Genomic DNA, 17,838 nt, shown 5'->3' with positions numbered 1-17,838 from the left:
GTCGGGACGTGCATTGCGCTTTGAATGTATCATGGAGCCAAATGGCAGGTGGATGGTGTGGGACAAACAGCTCGACCTGCCGGCCCAGTTTTCAGCCCTGGCGCTGATCGGCCTGTGCCACCATGAAGCCATTTCGCTTTGCGACCTCTTGAACGAGACCGACACCGCCGATGTACGGCAAAATCGGGCTTCGTGATCGCCGTATCGAACGGCGCCAGGCCTGAATAGCTGACGCTTCGTAGCCGCGCAGCCGAGGGTAGCGCATCAGTTTTTGGTGCGGCCCCGCTTTTTGCTGCCCCGAATCGCTTCGAAACGACCTGATTTTTGTAGCAAAAAGTCCACACGGAATCCGAGTCGATTTGTGAAAGGGGCAGGTTTACCCGGCATATCCACGCCGCTTCTGCGCAAAATGGCCGGCGCGAGTTGCCGGATGACAATTAGGCCTCACTAATATATCCTTATCCGGGAATGCGAGGGGTGTCATGGGACAGCCACGAAGATGGATCGCGCTGGCGTGGTTGGTCCTATCTGGCGACGCGGACGCCCACGATTGGTACACCGGCAAAAAAGACCCGATTATGCAATCGGATTGCTGCGGCAACAAAGATTGCCATCCGATAGATCCTCGCGAAGTCAGGGAGACGAAAGACGGCTACTACGTCAGGCTCCCCCGCCCTGCATATATGAATGAGCCGCAAGAGCCGGAGTGGTTTATCCCAAGAGCACGCGCCCAAGCCTCCCCCGATGACCGCTACCACCTCTGCGAGCATTTAATGACATTCTATCGAACAATCATTCCCCATATGAAGTTCGAGGCCTATCAGAGATACAGATGGAGGTGTTTCTTCGTGCCCAAGGGCACGAGTTCAATCGAGAAAGGCCGCTTGCACCTCGTGCGGAAGTAGCTGGGGCCAGATTTCAAATTGATGCACTACCCAGCCGGATTTGCCTTGACAAACAAGAGTGCTACATTAGCTGACTAAATGATTCACAGTCGGCGAGCCGGCATGGCCAAGAAGAAATCGAAACTGGAACAGTCTGGTGTTTCCGCGGTCTCTCCGGCGGAAGCCTACGAGGCGGCCTATTTCGCTCGAAAGTGCGGACTGACCCGGGACGAAGCGCTGAAGATCATGCGCGAAGCCCAGCGCTCGGCGGAGGCGACGATATCTGCCGGCACCAGGCGGCAGAATTAGCCCGATATCCGAAGCCCCTCTCCGCCCACGACCGGCGGGATCTCGCCGGTGACGTAGCTGGAGCATTGCTGCGAGGCCAGGAACACATAGGCCGGGGCGCCATCCCGTTTTGGTTTCGCCTTGGCGCGGTCGTCGGTGTCGAACTTGCGTTGCACGCGGCGCTGCTTGCGTACCATCTTTGACGTGTCGGGTTTCTTCAGCGTCGACTCCTCCCTCGTTCCAAAGGCGCAACGCATGCCGATCGAAAAAATTGGCCGCCCTCTGGTTCGTTGGAGCGGGCCGACACAGCCGAGCGCCCTCCCCGCACAACGCTCGGCCCAATCGTTCCCGGAGACATATCAAAGTTAAATGCGAACGGCTGCCCCGAGGTGATAGGCAATCTCGGCGAAGAGAAAGCAGTGACCCTGCTGGACGGTCAACATAACCGCCGAAGCCGCCTGAACGCAGGTGGCGTTGAATAACGTCCAGTGGATGCAACCAGCTCCGGATATCTTCGTTTATCGCGATCCAAATCCTATGCGGGTGGCAATGATGAAATCGCTTCAGACAAGCAATCCCATTCTGGTCCTGGGCGCCGCTCTTTTCCTGCTCGCGCCCTTCGTGGGGCTGCTGTGGCGTACAAGAGATTGGTTTGGGTGGTGAGTACTGATGAGCACGTTCCTGCCACTGACCATTAAATTCCTGGATGGTGACTCGATGGTGGTCTCATCGATCGCCGATGCCAGGAAGGCGCTTGACGGCAAATGGGCGAACAAGCAAGCCGCGCCCTATGCCGCGGCGGTCAGGCTGGTGGACGATGCCCTGAATGGCATTTGCCGCCCGGCCATTGCTTTCGACGCCTTCGCCAAAGCCGCCGTCGAACAGGGTTTGCTGAAGCCCGTGAAGCCGTCGAGCGCGCTTGCCATGCTGGACGAGTTGTGCTCGCCGGACGGCCAGGTGCAACGTGATCGGTCCGGCCGATGATAGACGGTCTCGCGCATGGCTTGGATCCTTAGGGTTGGCGACGAAGTGATCGTGAATGGCACCGTCCTGAAAGTGCTCGGCAGTGGTCGCGCGCGTGTCAGGATCCCTACCCATAATTTCCCTTTCGCGATCGAGCCTCCGGCCGGCGCCAAACCGGGCGATCAGATTGCCATAGTCGGCCATGTCACGGACGTCGACCAGGGCAAAGGCAGGGTCACCTTCAAGGCGGGCGGCCTTGTCACCGTCGATATCGCCTCCCTTACCGCGTGGAAGCCCACACATCGGGGCCAGCAATAGGAGGACGCGGATCCTGGCCTATCTCGGCTCGCGATTCATGCTGAGATAGGTGGGATCGAATTCGGCTATTTCGACAAGCCGCTGCCAGTCAAGAATCGTTACCTTGTGGTTTGCCCAGCCAATCACGCCGATCTTGCGCAGCGTGCCAATGACCCGGTTCATGTGGACGACCGACAGCCCCAGCACGTCAGCCAGTTCCGCCTGCGACAGGGGAAGCAGGAAACTCATCCCGGCGGTTCGCTTGACCACCTGAAGCCGGATAAAGAGTTCGCAAATGAGATGGGCCAGATGCGATATCTTGGAACGTCGGCCCATTGCCACGATCCACTCCCGGTGGATCGCGCCATCGACAAGTGTATCCAGCCAAAGCAGCCGGGTAAGATGGGGAGCCTGCTCGGTAATGGTGCGCAGCTTGCTGTGCTCGGCGGCGATGACGTGACATGGCGACAGCGCGATGATGCCGTGGTCCATCGTCTTCAGAAGAAAAGCATGCAGGTCGACGAAATCGCCGGGTACCTGCAGGGAGGTGAACTGCCGCCCGCCGTCTTCCAGCACCTTGTAGCGCGCGGCCAGGCCGTCAACGATGAGTGTGCTGTATGTTGGCCTCGAGCCTTCCGAAACGATATCCTCGCCGGTGGCGAAATATCCTTCGGTCGACATGGTACTGGCAAGCAGCGCCTGCTCCCCCTCCGAGAGGGCGTCGTGCTGGCCGAGATTGAGATAAAGCGACTCCAGCATCCAAGATTTCCGATCCTGCTTTGAACGCCCTGGATGAAACGTTGGAAATCAAGGCTGGTTGCAGCAAGCCAACCATCGCCGCCGCCAACATCGGCACGGGATCTCTTCCAGGGCCTTGTCTCCAGCGCGATTGGAACCATGAGCGCGAACACGAATTGAAGCTTAGGATGCCGGATTTTGTTGCATGGAACGTTTCTATTTCGACCTTTACAACACTGATCACACTCAGATGGATGGCGAAGGACAGCTCTTTCCCACCCGGGAACGGGCGGGGGTGGAAGCGCTGCGGATATTGCACGATGTCGCACGCGACGAGGTGTCGGACGGCGACAATCTGAAGATCATCGTCAAGGTGCGGGACGCGAACGGGGATCAGATCTTTGAGGCCTCTCTGGTCCTCGCCTCAGCCTGGAGCTAAGCAAAATGCCGGCGATAACGTTCCAGATTCCAAACGCCTGGAATGACGCCGGCGGAGCACGTCCATCCTTTCGAGCCCGGACTGTTGCTGCTACGCGCGCTGCCGCATAGGCAAACGACGGGCTGTTGCCCTCAAGATCGGCCTGATCGCCCCCCGAGCACGGATTCATTGGTTGCACTTATATTAGCAAAGGCGCATATTCATATCAGCCGGGGACCGATCCAACCGGTTAGGCTCGGCGCCAGTCCCCCCTCGATCCCCCCGACGCCGAGCCGCTGTGGATCGGCCGCCCCAGGAGGCGAACCATGCCCATGTATCTCTCACAATTCAGCTATACGCCCGAGACCTGGGCACGCATGATCGAAAACCCCGAGGATCGGCGTGACGCTGCCCGTACCTGCATCGAGGCAGCGGGCGGAAAGCTGCACGGGTTCTGGTATGCTTTCGGAGAGCACGATGGCTGGAACCTGTGGGAGGCGCCAGACAATGTTTCGATGGCATCGGTCATGCTTGCCATTGGTGCGGGAGGAGCGCTCAGCTCGTACGAGACCACCGTTCTCCTGAGCGTCGAAGATACGATGCAAGCCCTTGGCAAGGCGAAGTCTATCCGGTACCGCGCGCCGGGAAAGCCCTGACGAACTCCCGCGGCAGACGGACGTCCGCCACCTATCTTAGGCCAAAGAAACTCAGTATCGCCAATACGATCACAACAGCACCGACCAGCCAGATAATATTGTTCATGACGCGCTCCTCTTGCAGTCACCTCCCAAATACGGGAACTACAAGAGCAGAACATAAGTCGCACCTAAAAGTTCCATAATTGTGCTCGCGATCGACACGCAAGCGAAGGAGGCCGCTTGCCGGAGCCGCCGGGAACTTTGCAACGCGGCGCATGGAGGCGTCCTGCCGCAAATGCTAAGCTCGCCGGCCGACCGGCGAGTTCGTTTGCGCGGTCGCCCGCGCCACGATCGCCTCCAGCGGCTCCGGCCGGTGCAGCAAATACCCCTGGCCGAAGGCAACGCCCATCTCCTGGAGGATCTCCAGCGCGTCCTGCCGTTCGACCTTTTCCGCCACCACGGAGCAGCCGAGGCTTCTGGCGATAGCGGAGATGGCCGAGACGATTTCGCGATCGAAACGGCTTTGCGCGATATGTTCGATGAAGGAGCCGTCGATCTTGATCTGGTCGACGGGAAAGCGCCTGAGATATTCGAACGAGCTCATCCCTGCCCCGAAATCGTCGAGGCTGACGCGGCAGTGCCGCTCGCGCGCCTTGCGCACGAACTCTTCGGCGGCGCTGAAATTGGTGACGGCGGCCGTTTCCGTGATCTCGAAGCCGATGCCGAAATGCGGCGCGCCGGCCTCGTCGATGGCGGCGTCGACGAAATCCCAAAGCTGCGGGTCGCTCAGTGTCTGCGCCGACAGGTTGAAACCGAGCGTGAGCGCCCCGGACTTCAGCGCCGGCCCGTGCTGCGACAGCGCCGTCCTGATGATCCAGCGGTCAAGCCGTGATGCGATGCCGAACCGCTCCGCCACCGGGATGAATTCGCCCGGCTGGATCAGCTTTCCACTGCGTCCGACGAGCCGCGCCAGGACTTCGACTTGGCGGCTCTCTTGCCAGGGCTTTCCGAGCCGGTGGATTTCCTGGCCGAACAATTTCAGCCTGCCATCTTCCATGGCATCGACGGTGTCGGCCGCCAGCCGTGCCGCGTTGAGACCGCCGGAACCGGATGCTGATTCGGCGGAAAACACCGCGAAACGATTGCGCCCGGCAGCCTTGGCCGCATAGCAGGCGTCGTCGGCGCAGGCGAGCGCGTCGACCACGGTGGTGTTCCGGTCCTCAATGAAGGCGATACCGACGCTGGCGGCGAGCTTGCGCGACGTCGCCGTCGAGCCGAGATCGGCGTTGCGAACCGCTGCGAGAACGGCGCCGGCGAGCCTCTCGGCCTGCCCTGCATCGCAATCGGGCACCAGCAGCGCGAACTCATCGCCGCCGAGGCGCGCCGCATGCGCCGACGACGGCAGGCAGCCCAGAATACCTTCGGCGATGCTCTTCAGCGCGAGGTCGCCGGCGGCGTGGCCGGCGAAGTCGTTGAGCGCCTTGAAGTAATCGAGATCGATGTAGAAAACCGCAAGCGGAAACTGCCGCGCCGTCGCGATGTCGTCTGCCAGCAGCCGGTCGAACGCGACGCGATTCAAAAGGCCGGTCAGGGCGTCGTGGTGAGCCGCATGGGCCAGTTCCTGCTCGCGCCGCTTCGCCTCGGTGATGTCGCGCACCGTACCCAGGATCTGGCCCGACGATTGCACGTCGGCGACGAAGAGCAGCAGGGATTCGAGATGCCGGATCTCGCCGTTGCGCCGGACGATGCGATATTGCACGGCGACGACGTCGCTCGTCTGCAGCGGCGCCATGTGGGCCAACTCGGCGGCATCTTTGTCGTCGGGATGAAGATAGCTGTGCCAGAGGTCGCGCGGCACCTCGTCGGTATCGGAGACAAAGCCGAAGATTTCCCTGGTGCGGGCATCCCAGTAGCTTTTGCGCGCGGCCAGATCGTGGTGCCAGATGCCGGTGCCGCTGGCCGCCAATGCCAGGCGGAAGCGCGCATTGACCTGTTCGAGCTCAGCTTCCGCTTCCTTCTGCTTGGTGATGTCGGTTTGAACGCCCATCACCCGAAGAGGCCGTCCTTCGGCATCGCGTTCGACGACGCCGCCGCGATCGAGAACCCATACCCAGTGGCCGTCCTTGTGCTTCAGCCTGAGCTCGGTCTCGATGGAATCGGTCTGGCCGGCGAGATGGCGTTCGCCGCTGGCCACCGCTTGCCCACGATCGTCGGGATGCGTCAACCGCAGCCAGAGATCGCTTGTCATGGCAAGCTCACCCTCGCCATAGCCAAGCATTTGCGACCACATTGGCGAATAGAAACAGTCGCCGCTCCGCAAATCCCAGTCCCAGACGCCTAGATGCGCGCGTTCAAGCGCCAGCGCCCAGAACTCCCCGTTGCGCGTCTTGTCGTCGGCCATGCCCTGGTCCCGCCCTCCGATCGGCGCCACTGTGCAGCAAAATCAGAGAAGAAACCGTTACTGCAAGCAGCGCCGCGGCGGCTATGGCATTTCGAATCGAGCCGCCGGATTAGTCTGTTCACCGCCGGGCAAGCGGTCAATATTACCGATAATCATGATCTAGATTTCTGCTAATACCGTGAAGGCTCGCTCTGCGGTCAGAGTGGCCGCCGCGAACGGCGCGAGGACTTGAAGATGCTCAACCCGGCTGACTATGGCGGCAAGGAAGCCGACATCGTGCGCGCGCTGGAGGAAGACATCATCTTCGGCAGGCTGAAGCCCGGCGCGCGACTGGTCGAGGACGTCTTGCTCGCCCGCTTCCCGGTGTCGCGCCACACCATCCGCCAGGCGCTCTACCAGCTCGAAAAGCTCGGCGTCGTCACCCGCGAGCGCAACAAGGGCGCGACGGTGCGGCGGCTGTCGCCAGACGAGGTGCGCCAGATCTACGAAGTGCGCGAACTCCTGCAGCGCCAGGCGGCGCTGATGATCCCGCTGCCGGCAAGCGAGGCCTTGATCGCCGAATTGATGGAGATTCACCGCGCCTACAGCGCCCATGTCGACGCCCACTATCTGCGCGGGATCCATGAGACCAACGACCGCTTCCACCTGACCATGTTGTCTGCCTGCGGCAACGACTACCTGGTGTCGTCGATCGATCATTACATGCGGCTCAGCCTGCCGGTGCGGGCCAACTCGCTGGCGGACCGCGAGGAGCTCGAAGTCTCGCGCCGGCACCACTGGCTCATGATCGAGGCGATGAAGCGCAGGGATAATCGGGTGCTGGCCCAGCTCTGCGTCGACCATCTGCAGCCGAGCAAGATGTTTTACCTCAAGGAAATCGAGAAGACGGCCGGCGCGGCGTAGACCAAGCGTCCGCAAGTTCAGCGGCACAACGCTGCGCTACCAGTTGGGCTCGTTTGGAGAGCTTTCGGAAACCCCGGACTGATCGTCCAAGGAGAGCATAACGGCAGCTTCTCGAAGCGGCGTAGGAAAGCCCGCGAGATATTCGCTGTCTAGCGCAAGGTTCAAATACCGTTTGGCAATGACCGCGGCGGCAATCGACTGCTCCCGATCCCGGGTAGCCTTGACCGCGGATCGGTCAGGCCGCCTGGCCAACCATGCCTTGTGAAGTGCGAAGGTTCGAGGATCGACCGTTGGAATTCTTACGGGATAGCCTCGTTCGTCGATCGCTATGGCGTCCGTTTTCGGGGCATTGATCAGCCATTGCAGCCCGTCCATTGGGGCGCCATCAAGATCATCGACGATCGAGGTGATCGATGTCGGCGCCTTGTCCTTGAGAACGCTTCTTGCCTGAGGTCGAATAAGGTCGACCAGATAGCCATCACGGTTCGTGGCCCTGAAGGCTCGGGGCTGGAGCGGCTTGAAGGACTTGTCCACGTTCCGCAGGATGCCTATCAGACCCGACTGAGTTACTTTCTGTTCCGTCATGAAGCTGATGCGACGGCGTGAATCGTAGAGTAGATCGATATCTCCCGTCGCCGTGAGGCCGCTGGAAATCTGGACACCCGCCAGAGCCTCGTAGGCGAACAGGGCGTTCGTTCCGACGACCAGCAACTGCTTACCGAGCAAGTTCGTATCAGCGCACCGTCTTAGTATCCGGGCCGCGATGGCCGGTACCCTTCCCAATCCCATGGCCACGTTGACTTTGGCCAAGCCATTCAGGCGATCTGACAAGCCGGCCAGCAAATCCTTGTTCCGCTCCCGTCCCTCTGAGAAGGCGGCGAACGATTCTTCGGTCTGCTCGCTTCTCGGACCGAGCGAGGTCTCGGTCTGCCTTACCTTCCGCAGGAGATAGTCCGCACCGTTGCGGTCGACCCAGCGCATGCTGCCTGCAAAGCGTCTTTGGCGATCGTCCTCAGCGTTCAGCCAGGCCTCGTAGACCTGCTGAGTGTCTATGAGTTGGCGCCTTTGTTCGCCGGTCAGTTCCTTCAGCACGTTTTCCACTTTTCCGCCAACCTTCCACCATTTAGTGGAAAAATGATATTATTCAGTGTGTTAGATGATATTTTCCACTTCCGCGCCAGATCTCGTTATCAACGGTGGAAAACACTATCAACACAATAAGTTAACTCACGATAACGGCACTACAAGACGGGCGCAATCAGCCTTTATCGCGATCGCCGCTGGCTTCGGCCGGCGAAAGCCACCGCGCATGGAATTCGCCGACCGAGCACGGTGCCGAGGCGCCGAGCAGGCTCATCAGGATCACCTCGCCCGCCATTTCTTCCCCTGCGGGTAGATCGTCTCGCCGCGCTTCAGCATCTCGACGAAGGTCTCGATCTTCTTCCTGCGTCCGGCCTCGGTCTTCATATTGTGCGTGCGGAAGGCGAGCGCGAAGCGGTTCTGCGCGCTGAGTTTGGCCAGCATCTCCCTCGCCTTCGGCTCGGCGTCGATCGCCGCCTGGAGATCGCTCGGGATCTGCATATCCCTGCTTCTGTAGGCGCGGTCCCAGCGGCCGTCGGCCTTGGCCGCCTCGACCTGTATCAATCCGTGCCCGGTCATCCGCCCCTCCTCGATCAGCCGGGCGACATTATCGATGTTGATCTGGCTCCAGATGCTTTTCCTGCCGCGCGGCGTGTAGCGCTGCAGATAGCTGTTCTCGTCGAGCCCCTTGCGCACGGCATCGATCCAGCCAAAGCACAGCACCACGTCGATCGCCTCCTTCGGCGTGATCGATGCCAGCCCCGAACCCACCTTGTGGATTTTGATCCAGACCTCGGTTTCCGTGTCGTGGTGCCTGCCGAGCCAGGCATGGAAACTCCCGGCATCCTTGAATTCGTGCACCTTGTCTGGGTCGACCTTGACCGGGGCCATCAGAGGCCCTGCCGCTTGGCGATTGTCATCGGTTTCCTCCTGTCCTGTCGCTGCTGCTTCGCTCAAATGAAGCAACAGTACAGGCTCGTTGCAAGGCTTGCAGGACAGAAGCTGCCAATCTCCCTGGAGGGGTGATTGGCAGCTTCACGTCCGCCGCTCATCCCTCCGGAATCGTGAACACCACATCGGCGCGGCCGTAACCGCCATCGGCGACCTCCTCGATCAGCACCATCGTGTAGGGGCGCACGTCTTCGCCGAACATCTCGACGAACAGGGCTGTGGTCTTGTGGACGAGGTCCTCCTTCTGTCCGGCGGACAGCGCGCGCTCAGGCACCTTGAAATTTGCAAACGGCATGATGTCGATTACCTGTGGGTTGTTGGAGAAAGGTCAGACAGTGCCGCCATTGGCGCGCAGCACTTGGCCGTTGATCCAGCCGCTGTCCGGTCCGGCGAGGAACGACACAACGCCGGCGATGTCGGCGGGCTGGCCGAGCCGGCCCAGCGGGATCATCCTGGTGATCGTCTCGACCAGCGCCTCGGACTTGCCGCCGAGGAACAGTTCGGTCGCCACCGGCCCCGGCGCCACGACATTGACGGTGATGCCGCGCGGCCCGAGTTCCTTCGCCAGCACATGCGTCATCGCCTCGACGCCGGCCTTGGTCGCGGCGTAGACACCGTAGGTCGGCTGGTAGAGCCCGACCACGCTGGACGAGAAGCTGATGATGCGGCCGCCGTCGCGCAGCCTTCTTGCGCCCTCGCGCATGCCGCGGAAGACGCCGCCGAGGTTCACCGCCACCTGCTGCTCGAAACCGGCGTCGTCCATCTGCGCGAGCGGCGAAAGCTTCATGATGCCGGCATTGTTGACCAGCACGTCGAGACCGCCAAAGGCCTGCTCGGTTGCGTCGAACAAACGCGCCACGCCCTTGGGATCGCCGACATCGGCCTGGGCGGCGATTGCCGCGCCGCCCGCCGCCTCGATCTCGCGCACCACGCTTTCGGCGGCTTCGGCGCCCCTGGCGTAGTTGACGACGACCGAAAAACCGTCGCGCGCCAGCCTCCTGGCGATTTCGGCGCCGATACCCTTCGAGGCGCCGGTCACCAGCGCCGCCTTTCCATTCTGCCCGGTCATGTCAGCTCTCCAATTCTTGTCGACTTAAAATAGGCGATAAATCTTGCGGGATAATCGCTCGGTACTTGCCAACACCATTCGGATATGGCGAACAATTGACATGGACAGTCTCGACCGGATGCGCCTCCTTGCCCGCGTGATCGAGCGCGGCAGCTTTACCGCGGCGGCGGCCGATCTCGGCCTGTCGCGCTCGACCGCCACCGAGGCGGTCAAGAAACTGGAGGCGCGGCTGGGGGTCAGGCTGCTCGAACGCACGACGCGTCACGTTACCCCGACGCTGGACGGCCAGGCCTATTATCAGCGCTGCCTCGCCATCCTCGCCGATGTCGAGGACGCCGAGGCCGGCTTCCAGGCAGCGCAGCCGCAAGGCCTTTTGAGGATCGACGTGCACGGCTTCATGGCCCGGCACTTCATCCTGCCGCGGCTCGCCGAATTCCTCGACCGCTACCCCAGGATCGACCTGCATATCGGCGATGGCGACCGGCTGGTCGATCTCGTGCGCGAAGGCGTCGACTGCGTGCTGCGTTCCGGCGAACAGGCCGACAGCGGCATGATCGCGCGCCGGGTGGCGACATTGCGCGAAGTCACCTGCGCCAGCCCGGCCTATCTCAAAAAGCACGGCATGCCGGCAACCCCCGACGATCTCGACGGCCATCTGATGGTCGGCTTCCGTTCGTCGCGGACCGGCGAGGTGATGCCGCTCGAATTCACCATTGGCGGCGCGTTGCGCTATGTCACGCTGCCCAGCCGGGTGACGGTCAACGGCTCCGACACGATGGCCGAGCTGGCGCGCCTCGGCTTCGGCCTGGTGCAGGCGCCTCACTATCGCTTCGCCGCGGATTTCGCCAAGGGCACTCTTGTCGAGGTGCTGCCGGACTTTCCGCCGGCGCCGACGCCGGTATCGGCGCTCTACCCGCAGAACCGCCAGCTCGCGCCGCGCGTACGCGTGTTCATAGACTGGCTGACCGGGATCTTTGGCGAGGGCGGGACATAGGCCGAACATAGTCAACGCTTGGGGCGCTGTCCCTCGACGCCCATGGCGGATCATGCTGCAGTGATGTAGCTTCCGCAAAGTCTTCTATCGTCCTGTTTTCATTCCAGACATTTCACCCCCTCCTCGGGATATGCCATGCGATCGATGCTTGTCGGCCTTGCCTTGCTGCTGGCAAGTTCTCCACCCTACGGCTCGGCCATGGCCGAACCGATCGAAAGTCAGAAGATCATCACCGCGCTCACCGGCGACTTCAACGGCGACGGCGCCACCGACCTGGCGATGATCGTCGAGACCGAGCCCACCGACCCGATGGACATGTATTTCTTCCTCAGGGATAAGGAGCACAATTTTCTCAAGCCGGCCGGCATCGTGCGTGAGCAGATCTACGGGGAATGGAACGGCTACGACCGGCCGGGCTACGAGGCCTCCGACACAGAGCCGGAACTGACCGCGCTGCCCAACGGCTCGATCAGGCTCTATCTGCCGGCCATGCCAACGGGAAGCGAGCGCACCAACGAGACGCTGACGATAGCCTGGCGCAACGGCGCCTTCATCGTCGCCGGCTATGCCTATGATCATCACGACTATCTGAAGGACAATGTCGAAAGCGCCTGCGACTACAACGTGCTGACCGGCAAGGGCAAAAGCAGCAGGAAACAGCCGGACGGCACGACGGTGCACAAGACCCTGTCGGTCGAAGGCAAGGTCATCCCCTTCGCGGAATGGAACAAAGGCACGGGCTTTGCCGCTTGCGGTGAGTGATCGTCGGAAGGCGAATGCCGGGCAGTCCCTACGCCTCGCTACTGTAGATGCGGCTTCTTCAGAAAACTGTTTCGGTCGGCGGATTTCACGCGCAGCCAGGTTTCGCGGCCGTCGCGCACCACCCGCAAGGGGATCTCCGCGCCGGCCGGGTTCTGCCACAGCTTGCGATAGAAATCGGCGAGACCATCGACCTCGCCGTCGCGCACATCCGAGATGATGTCGCCCTGGCGCAGGCCGGCCTCGGCGGCCGGGCCGCCTTCGGCGACGCTCATCACCACGACCTCGCCATTGCTCTCGGCCGAGAAGGCGCCAAGCCATGGGCGCGGCGGCTTGGCGACCTGGCCGCGCGTCAGGAGATCGTCGAGAATGGGCGGCAAAAGGTTGATCGGCACGATCATGTTGATATCGGCGACCTCGCCATTGCGGCTCATCTGCAGGAGCAGCGAGCCGATGCCGAGCAGGCTGCCGTCCTCTCCAATAAGGGCGGCGCCGCCCCAGGACGGATGCGCCGGCGCGGTGAAGATCGCCTCATCCAGCAGATACTCCCAATAGCCGGCGAATTCCTGCTTGGTGACGATATGCGCCCTGACCGAGCGGCCGACGCCGTCGGCGAGCACGACCGGATCGCCGACGCCGGCCTTGGCCGCGTCGCCGAGGGCCACCGCGGGCAGCCCGAGGGGGGCCAGCGCCTGCACCAGGCCGAAGCCGGTTTCCTGGTCGTAGGCCAGCGCATGCGCCGGCACCACGCGGCCGTCATGGCTGGTCAGCCACACCTCCTCCGCCTCGGTGATGAGATAGCCGATGGTAAGCACCAGCCCGTCGTCGCGGATGACCACGCCGCTGCCCTCCCGGCTTGTGCCCAGCGCATTGGCGGTGAAGGCATCGTCGGGAATTGAGGCGCGCACGGCCACGATGGACCGCAAGATAGTATCGATAGGCATGCTTTTGTCCCGGCAATGATCATGAGGGCCGGCTAGGCCCGGTATCCTCTATAGGTATGGCGCTCACGGTCGCGCGCAAGGGCAGACTTCGCTTCTCTCCCTTGTGGGAGAAGGAGGAACTCGCGCCGGCTTCAACAATAGTTCAACGCAAGTTGAACTTTCCGCCATCCGCGCTATCTGTAGCTTGGTGTAGACCAATCCTGTCCGAACCGACCTCTGATCGCGCAAGCTGCCCTCCCAAGACCCTCCCGCCAAAAACGAGGCCTCCCGAGATGACCGAATACACACCGCCGAAAGTATGGACCTGGAACAAGCCGAGTGGCGGCGCCTTCGCCTCGATCAACCGGCCGGTCGCCGGCCCGACGCATGACAAGGAATTGCCGGTCGGCAAGCATCCGCTGCAGCTCTATTCCCTGGCGACGCCGAACGGCGTCAAGGTGACGATCATGCTGGAGGAGCTTCTGGCGCTCGGCCATAGCGGCGCCGAATACGACGCCTGGCTGATCCGCATCAATGACGGCGACCAGTTCGGCAGCGGCTTCGTCGAGGTCAATCCCAACTCCAAGATCCCGGCGCTGATGGACCGCAGCGGCAAGCAGCCGATCCGCGTCTTCGAATCCGGCTCGATCCTGGTCTATCTCGCCGAGAAATTCGGCGAATTCCTGCCGACCGGGCAGCCGGCGCGCGCCGAAACCTTGTCATGGCTGTTCTGGCAGATGGGCTCGGCCCCTTATCTCGGCGGCGGCTTCGGCCATTTCTATGCCTATGCCCCGGAAAAGATCGAATATGCCATCGACCGCTTCGCCATGGAGGTCAAGCGCCAGTTGGACGTGCTCGACCGGCGGCTTGCCGAGACCGAATATCTGGCCGGCGCCGACTACACCATCGCCGACATGGCGGTGTGGCCCTGGTATGGCGGACTGGCGCTCGGCCGGATGTACAACGATTCCGGCGAGTTCCTGTCGGTCAAGGAATACAAGAACGTCCAGCGCTGGGCCAACGCCATCGACGCGCGGCCGGCGGTGCAGCGCGGCCGCATGGTCAACCGCGCCTTCGGCGAACCCGCCATGCAGCTGCACGAGCGCCACGACGCCAGCGATTTCGAGACCAGGACGCAGGACAAGCTCGCGGCGGAGTAAGCTGAGCGCTCAAGCTGCCGCTCAGGCCCTCTCCACAGCCGACATCCACAGCCGGTCGATGTCGGCGAGATACGTCTCGTCGATCTCGTCGAGATGCTTCCAGTACATGCCGTCCTCGTAGAAATAGCCGAGATCCTGTTCGATCTCCTCGGCCCTGTCGGCCTTGTCGAGCTCGATGCCGGCAAGAATCTCCGCCTTCATTGCAGCAATTCTCGAATGGGAAAGTCCGCTCAATTCATCAACTGTCAGCCTCGGCAGGATCAGCCGGCTGCGCGGCAGGTTGGACAGGTTGACGCACAGGCAGTCCCGCCTGAGCGCCTGGACGAGCAGGCGAGCCGACTTGGCCTCGAGATTGCGCAGCGTCGGGTCGTCACGCAACGGATCGGCACGGCCGACGCCGTAGAAATGCGTGTTGCCGGGCTGGTCGTAGATCATGTCGCAGCCGAGGAACGCCAGCACGTCGGGCTTCTGGCTGTGGATGGTCCAGTAGGCTGCCGTCATCGCCATGGTGCCGCCCGCATAGACGAAGCCGCCGAAGGCGTTCTGTGCCGGCACGTAATGCGCGGCGCTGAAGATCTCGGCCTGCCGCAGGACGTCGCCCCGAGGCAGCCGGTCCGGCGGGAAATCGCCGGCATGGACGAGGAAATCCCAGTCGGGGCGAACGCGCCAGGCGTTGTTGATGGCGACGATCTTGCTGAAGGCCTGCTTTGGCCAAGGCGCACAACGCACCACATCGGGCGCGCTGCCAAGCAGGAGGATCACGCGTGGCGATCGGGAAGCGTCAATGGCCATGCCATTCCTCATTCGACCGGCGCGCATCCGATAGTGCCTTACCGACCTGTCGTCGGACGGCTTTTACATCTCCAGGCTGCCATCGGCCAGTGCCCATCTGAACCGCCAGCCGGCGCGGCCGGAAGCATCGGCATTCCACCCTGGACGAGGTCGGGCAAGCCGTGGGCGGGGTTTTACATCGGCCCTCCTCTAGCCCATAAGTATCATAACGATATATATTGATTGGCTAAAGTAACGGAACGTCCAATGCACGTTCCCGGAACCTAACAAGTCCACGCCCAATTGCCCGTACCAGGTCTAGACCATCAGGTCTATTGGTTAACGAGCCTGAAAACATTTCAACAATTCCTAATGATTCGTGGCATTAGCCGGTCGCGACGCTCCCTCACGTCCGCTGGTCCCTAAAAAAAGCAGCAAAATCCGCTACGGGGAGGATGATGGAAATTCGTTGCGCACAGACGCGTCTGGGCGCACCATGATCGCCGTGGACTGACATAAAAGAGTATGAGTCCATCGCATCTGCCGCGAAATCAGAATCGATTTCGAAAAAAGGCACGATGCAGATTCGGGGGGTCTTTGCGCGTCGAGGACGCGCGGCGCTCCGATCGGGGGGATGGGGAATGACGCTCAAGCTCATCGGGGCCGGCTTCGGCCGCACCGGCACATGGTCGACCTTTGCCGCGCTGAACAAGCTCGGCCTGCCCTGCTATCACATGCAGGAAGTGATCCTGAACAAGGCCAACAAGGGCCATCTCGACTTCTGGCGCATGGTGGCGAACAGCCCGCCGGGCAGCAGGCAGGACTGGAACCGGGTCTTTGCCAACTACACCGCGACGGTCGACAATCCAGGCTGCTGCGTGTGGAAGGAATTGCTGGCCGCGAACCCCGACGCCAAGGTGCTGCTGACGCTGCATCCGCGCGGCGCCGAAGCCTGGTACGACAGCACGATCGACACGATCTACTTCACCGAGAATGTCTGGCAGTTCAAGATCCTGGAATGGCTGACGCCGTTCGGCGCAAAATTCGGCGACATGTCGCGCAAGCTGATCTGGGGCCGTACGCTGGCCGGCGTGATGGGCGACCGCGACAAGGCGGTCGCGCGCTACAACGCCTACACCGAGGAGGTAAGGGCCGCCGTGCCGCCGGAAAAGCTGCTGGTGTTCAAGGTGACCGATGGCTGGGGGCCGCTCTGCCGGTTTCTCGGCGTGGCCGAACCGGCCGAGCCGTTCCCGAACCTCAATGACCGCGAAAGCGTCAAGAAGATCATCCGCGACATCATCAAGGGCGCCTACATCATGCTGGGCCTGTTGCTGGCCGGTGTGATCGCGGTGCTTGGCCTGCTGTGGTGGTGGCTGGGGTAGCGGCGCGGAAGGCCGGCGCCGCTCCACCAAGGCAACGGTGCCGCCATTCGGGTCGGCAGAGGCGGGGCTGGTAAGGCACCGCCTCCCCGCCCAAGATCAGGCGCAAGAGGGCAGTTTATCCCGCCATCGCCAGCGGGGCTGCACTCTTGTTGGGGATCTGGATATCGATCTCCAGCGTCGACATCGTCTGGCCGCGATCCATCGAGACCTTCAGATAATCCTGGTCGATCTGCACGTGCCTGGCGATGACCGCCATGATCTCCTCGCGCAGGATGGAAACCAGATCCGGCTGGCTGCGGTTGCGGCGCTCATAGGCGAGCAGCACCTGCAGCCGCTCGCGCGCCACCGGCGCGCTGCCGCGCCGCCTGAAGAGTTCGAGCAGGTTCATGCCGCCCTCCTTCCCAACAGCCGGTCGAGGAAGCCCTTGCGCTCGAACGGCACGACGACCGGCAAGTCCTCGCCCTCGAGCCTTTTGGCCGCGTCGATATAGGCGCGGGCGGCGGAATTCAGGGGTTCGCTGAGCGTCACCGGCGAACCGAGGTTGGAAGCCCTGAGCACATCCTGGCTCTCGGGGATGATGCCCAAGAGAGGCGTCGACAGGATTTCCAGCACATCGTCGATGTTGAGCATCTCGCCGCGCGCGGCGCGCCCCGCGTCGTAGCGGGTGACCAGCACGTGCTTGGCGATCTGCTCGCCCTGCTCGGCCTTCATGGTGCGGGCGTCGAGCAAGCCGATGATGCGGTCGGAATCGCGCACCGAGCTGACTTCCGGGTTGGTGACGATGACCGCCTCGTCGGCAAAGCGCATGGCCAGCTGCGCGCCGCGCTCGATGCCGGCCGGGCTGTCGCAGAAGACATAGTCGAACACCGAGCGCAGCCGCTCGATCACCTCGCCGACGCCCTCCTCGGTCAGCGCATCCTTGTCGCGCGTCTGCGAGGCCGGCAGCAGGAACAGCGTCTCGACCCGCTTGTCGCGGATCAGCGCCTGCGAGAGTTTCGCCGAACCCTGGATGACGTTGACCAGGTCGAACACCACGCGCCGCTCGGCGCCCATGATCAAATCGAGATTCCTCAAGCCGACGTCGAAGTCGACCAGGGCCACCTTCTTGCCGGTTTTGGCGACCGCGGCGCCCAGTGCCGCCGTCGAGGTCGTCTTGCCGACGCCCCCCTTGCCCGACGTGACCACCACTACCTTGCCCATGAAAAATGCCTCCTTCTGT

At 62.3% G+C, this 17,838-nt stretch carries 22 protein-coding genes; 11 read left to right on the top strand and 11 right to left on the bottom strand.

Features of this window, described 5'->3' with window-relative positions; all coding sequences use genetic code 11:
- The first annotated feature begins 52 nt into the window (after positions 1 to 52).
- Positions 53 to 196, top strand: a complete 144-nt coding sequence (locus AC0L2H_RS11725) for a hypothetical protein (RefSeq protein WP_473590345.1) — start codon at positions 53 to 55, stop codon at positions 194 to 196.
- An 811-nt stretch (positions 197 to 1,007) separates the two neighbouring features.
- A complete protein-coding gene (locus AC0L2H_RS11720) occupies positions 1,008 to 1,193 on the top strand; it encodes a hypothetical protein (protein WP_473590344.1) in 186 nt (61 codons plus the stop codon).
- Here the strand turns inward: AC0L2H_RS11720 and AC0L2H_RS11715 are convergent.
- On the bottom strand, positions 1,190 to 1,348 hold the full coding sequence (locus tag AC0L2H_RS11715) for a hypothetical protein (protein ID WP_473590382.1): 159 nt from the start codon (positions 1,346 to 1,348) through the stop codon (positions 1,190 to 1,192). The two genes, AC0L2H_RS11720 and AC0L2H_RS11715, sit on opposite strands and share 4 nt — an antisense overlap.
- Positions 1,349 to 1,841: 493 nt before the next feature.
- Here AC0L2H_RS11715 and AC0L2H_RS11710 point away from each other — a divergent pair, with 493 nt between their 5' ends.
- Together AC0L2H_RS11710 and AC0L2H_RS11705 are read left to right on the top strand one after the other, a co-directional pair.
- Positions 1,842 to 2,156 (top strand): DUF982 domain-containing protein, encoded by a 315-nt coding sequence (locus AC0L2H_RS11710; protein WP_473590343.1) that lies wholly within the window; start codon positions 1,842 to 1,844, stop codon positions 2,154 to 2,156.
- A 51-nt stretch (positions 2,157 to 2,207) separates the two neighbouring features.
- The gene (locus AC0L2H_RS11705; RefSeq protein ID WP_473590342.1) at positions 2,208 to 2,453 is read left to right on the top strand and encodes a hypothetical protein; all 246 of its coding nucleotides are present in this window, start codon (positions 2,208 to 2,210) and stop codon (positions 2,451 to 2,453) included.
- Between the two features lie 18 nt (positions 2,454 to 2,471).
- Here the strand turns inward: AC0L2H_RS11705 and AC0L2H_RS11700 are convergent, their stop codons facing one another.
- Positions 2,472 to 3,191, bottom strand: coding sequence for a Crp/Fnr family transcriptional regulator (locus AC0L2H_RS11700; protein ID WP_473590341.1), 720 nt, complete (start codon positions 3,189 to 3,191; stop codon positions 2,472 to 2,474).
- A 184-nt stretch (positions 3,192 to 3,375) separates the two neighbouring features.
- Here AC0L2H_RS11700 and AC0L2H_RS11695 point away from each other — a divergent pair, with 184 nt between their 5' ends.
- Both AC0L2H_RS11695 and AC0L2H_RS11690 read left to right on the top strand, forming a co-directional pair.
- Complete coding sequence (locus AC0L2H_RS11695; protein WP_473590340.1) at positions 3,376 to 3,609, top strand: DUF6894 family protein; 234 nt, start codon at positions 3,376 to 3,378, stop codon at positions 3,607 to 3,609.
- Positions 3,610 to 3,914: 305 nt separating this feature from the next.
- Entirely contained in the window at positions 3,915 to 4,244 is a 330-nt protein-coding gene (locus AC0L2H_RS11690; protein WP_473590339.1) for a GYD domain-containing protein, read from the top strand.
- A 280-nt stretch (positions 4,245 to 4,524) separates the two neighbouring features.
- Here AC0L2H_RS11690 and AC0L2H_RS11685 read toward each other — a convergent pair whose 3' ends face one another.
- Positions 4,525 to 6,627: an EAL domain-containing protein gene (locus AC0L2H_RS11685; RefSeq protein WP_473590338.1), complete on the bottom strand. Its 2,103-nt coding sequence runs from the start codon at positions 6,625 to 6,627 to the stop codon at positions 4,525 to 4,527.
- 234 nt (positions 6,628 to 6,861) lie between these two features.
- On the opposite strand from AC0L2H_RS11685, the gene AC0L2H_RS11680 reads away from it, so the two are divergent.
- Positions 6,862 to 7,530: a GntR family transcriptional regulator gene (locus AC0L2H_RS11680; RefSeq protein ID WP_473590337.1), complete on the top strand. Its 669-nt coding sequence runs from the start codon at positions 6,862 to 6,864 to the stop codon at positions 7,528 to 7,530.
- Positions 7,531 to 7,566: 36 nt separating this feature from the next.
- On the opposite strand, the gene AC0L2H_RS11675 is transcribed toward AC0L2H_RS11680, so the two are convergent.
- The 4 genes from AC0L2H_RS11675 to AC0L2H_RS11660 all read right to left on the bottom strand — a co-directional run bounded on the left by AC0L2H_RS11675 (position 7,567) and on the right by AC0L2H_RS11660 (position 10,630).
- On the bottom strand, positions 7,567 to 8,631 hold the full coding sequence (locus AC0L2H_RS11675; protein WP_473590336.1) for a GSU2403 family nucleotidyltransferase fold protein: 1,065 nt from the start codon (positions 8,629 to 8,631) through the stop codon (positions 7,567 to 7,569).
- 261 nt (positions 8,632 to 8,892) lie between these two features.
- Positions 8,893 to 9,501, bottom strand: coding sequence for a YdeI/OmpD-associated family protein (locus AC0L2H_RS11670; protein ID WP_473590335.1), 609 nt, complete (start codon positions 9,499 to 9,501; stop codon positions 8,893 to 8,895).
- A 157-nt stretch (positions 9,502 to 9,658) separates the two neighbouring features.
- Positions 9,659 to 9,856, bottom strand: a complete 198-nt coding sequence (locus AC0L2H_RS11665) for a tautomerase family protein (protein ID WP_097577330.1) — start codon at positions 9,854 to 9,856, stop codon at positions 9,659 to 9,661.
- 33 nt (positions 9,857 to 9,889) lie between these two features.
- Complete coding sequence (locus AC0L2H_RS11660; RefSeq protein WP_473590334.1) at positions 9,890 to 10,630, bottom strand: SDR family oxidoreductase; 741 nt, start codon at positions 10,628 to 10,630, stop codon at positions 9,890 to 9,892.
- A 100-nt stretch (positions 10,631 to 10,730) separates the two neighbouring features.
- Between AC0L2H_RS11660 and AC0L2H_RS11655 the strand changes: the two genes are divergently transcribed.
- Both AC0L2H_RS11655 and AC0L2H_RS11650 read left to right on the top strand, forming a co-directional pair.
- On the top strand, positions 10,731 to 11,624 hold the full coding sequence (locus AC0L2H_RS11655; protein ID WP_473590333.1) for a LysR family transcriptional regulator: 894 nt from the start codon (positions 10,731 to 10,733) through the stop codon (positions 11,622 to 11,624).
- A gap of 135 nt (positions 11,625 to 11,759) precedes the next feature.
- Complete coding sequence (locus AC0L2H_RS11650) at positions 11,760 to 12,386, top strand: hypothetical protein (protein WP_473590332.1); 627 nt, start codon at positions 11,760 to 11,762, stop codon at positions 12,384 to 12,386.
- 38 nt (positions 12,387 to 12,424) lie between these two features.
- Here AC0L2H_RS11650 and AC0L2H_RS11645 read toward each other — a convergent pair whose 3' ends face one another.
- The gene (locus AC0L2H_RS11645; RefSeq protein ID WP_473590331.1) at positions 12,425 to 13,327 is read right to left on the bottom strand and encodes a S1C family serine protease; all 903 of its coding nucleotides are present in this window, start codon (positions 13,325 to 13,327) and stop codon (positions 12,425 to 12,427) included.
- A 272-nt stretch (positions 13,328 to 13,599) separates the two neighbouring features.
- Between AC0L2H_RS11645 and yghU the strand changes: the two genes are divergently transcribed.
- Positions 13,600 to 14,466, top strand: coding sequence for a glutathione-dependent disulfide-bond oxidoreductase (yghU, locus tag AC0L2H_RS11640; RefSeq protein ID WP_473590330.1), 867 nt, complete (start codon positions 13,600 to 13,602; stop codon positions 14,464 to 14,466).
- A 21-nt stretch (positions 14,467 to 14,487) separates the two neighbouring features.
- Here yghU and AC0L2H_RS11635 read toward each other — a convergent pair whose 3' ends face one another.
- Positions 14,488 to 15,258 (bottom strand): hypothetical protein, encoded by a 771-nt coding sequence (locus tag AC0L2H_RS11635; RefSeq protein ID WP_473590329.1) that lies wholly within the window; start codon positions 15,256 to 15,258, stop codon positions 14,488 to 14,490.
- A gap of 620 nt (positions 15,259 to 15,878) precedes the next feature.
- Between AC0L2H_RS11635 and AC0L2H_RS11630 the strand changes: the two genes are divergently transcribed.
- Positions 15,879 to 16,619, top strand: a complete 741-nt coding sequence (locus AC0L2H_RS11630; protein WP_473590328.1) for a sulfotransferase family protein — start codon at positions 15,879 to 15,881, stop codon at positions 16,617 to 16,619.
- Between the two features lie 115 nt (positions 16,620 to 16,734).
- Here AC0L2H_RS11630 and minE read toward each other — a convergent pair whose 3' ends face one another.
- A complete protein-coding gene (gene minE, locus AC0L2H_RS11625; protein ID WP_473590327.1) occupies positions 16,735 to 17,007 on the bottom strand; it encodes a cell division topological specificity factor MinE in 273 nt (90 codons plus the stop codon).
- Positions 17,004 to 17,819 carry a septum site-determining protein MinD gene (gene minD / locus AC0L2H_RS11620; RefSeq protein WP_008876959.1) on the bottom strand — a complete coding sequence of 272 codons (816 nt, stop codon included), beginning with the start codon at positions 17,817 to 17,819 and terminating at the stop codon, positions 17,004 to 17,006. Before minD ends, minE begins: the two co-directional genes overlap by 4 nt.
- Positions 17,820 to 17,838: the final 19 nt, after the last annotated feature.

It is taken from the genome of Mesorhizobium sp. WSM4871 (assembly GCF_055811295.1).
This window is presented reverse-complemented; position numbering and strand designations above follow the sequence as displayed.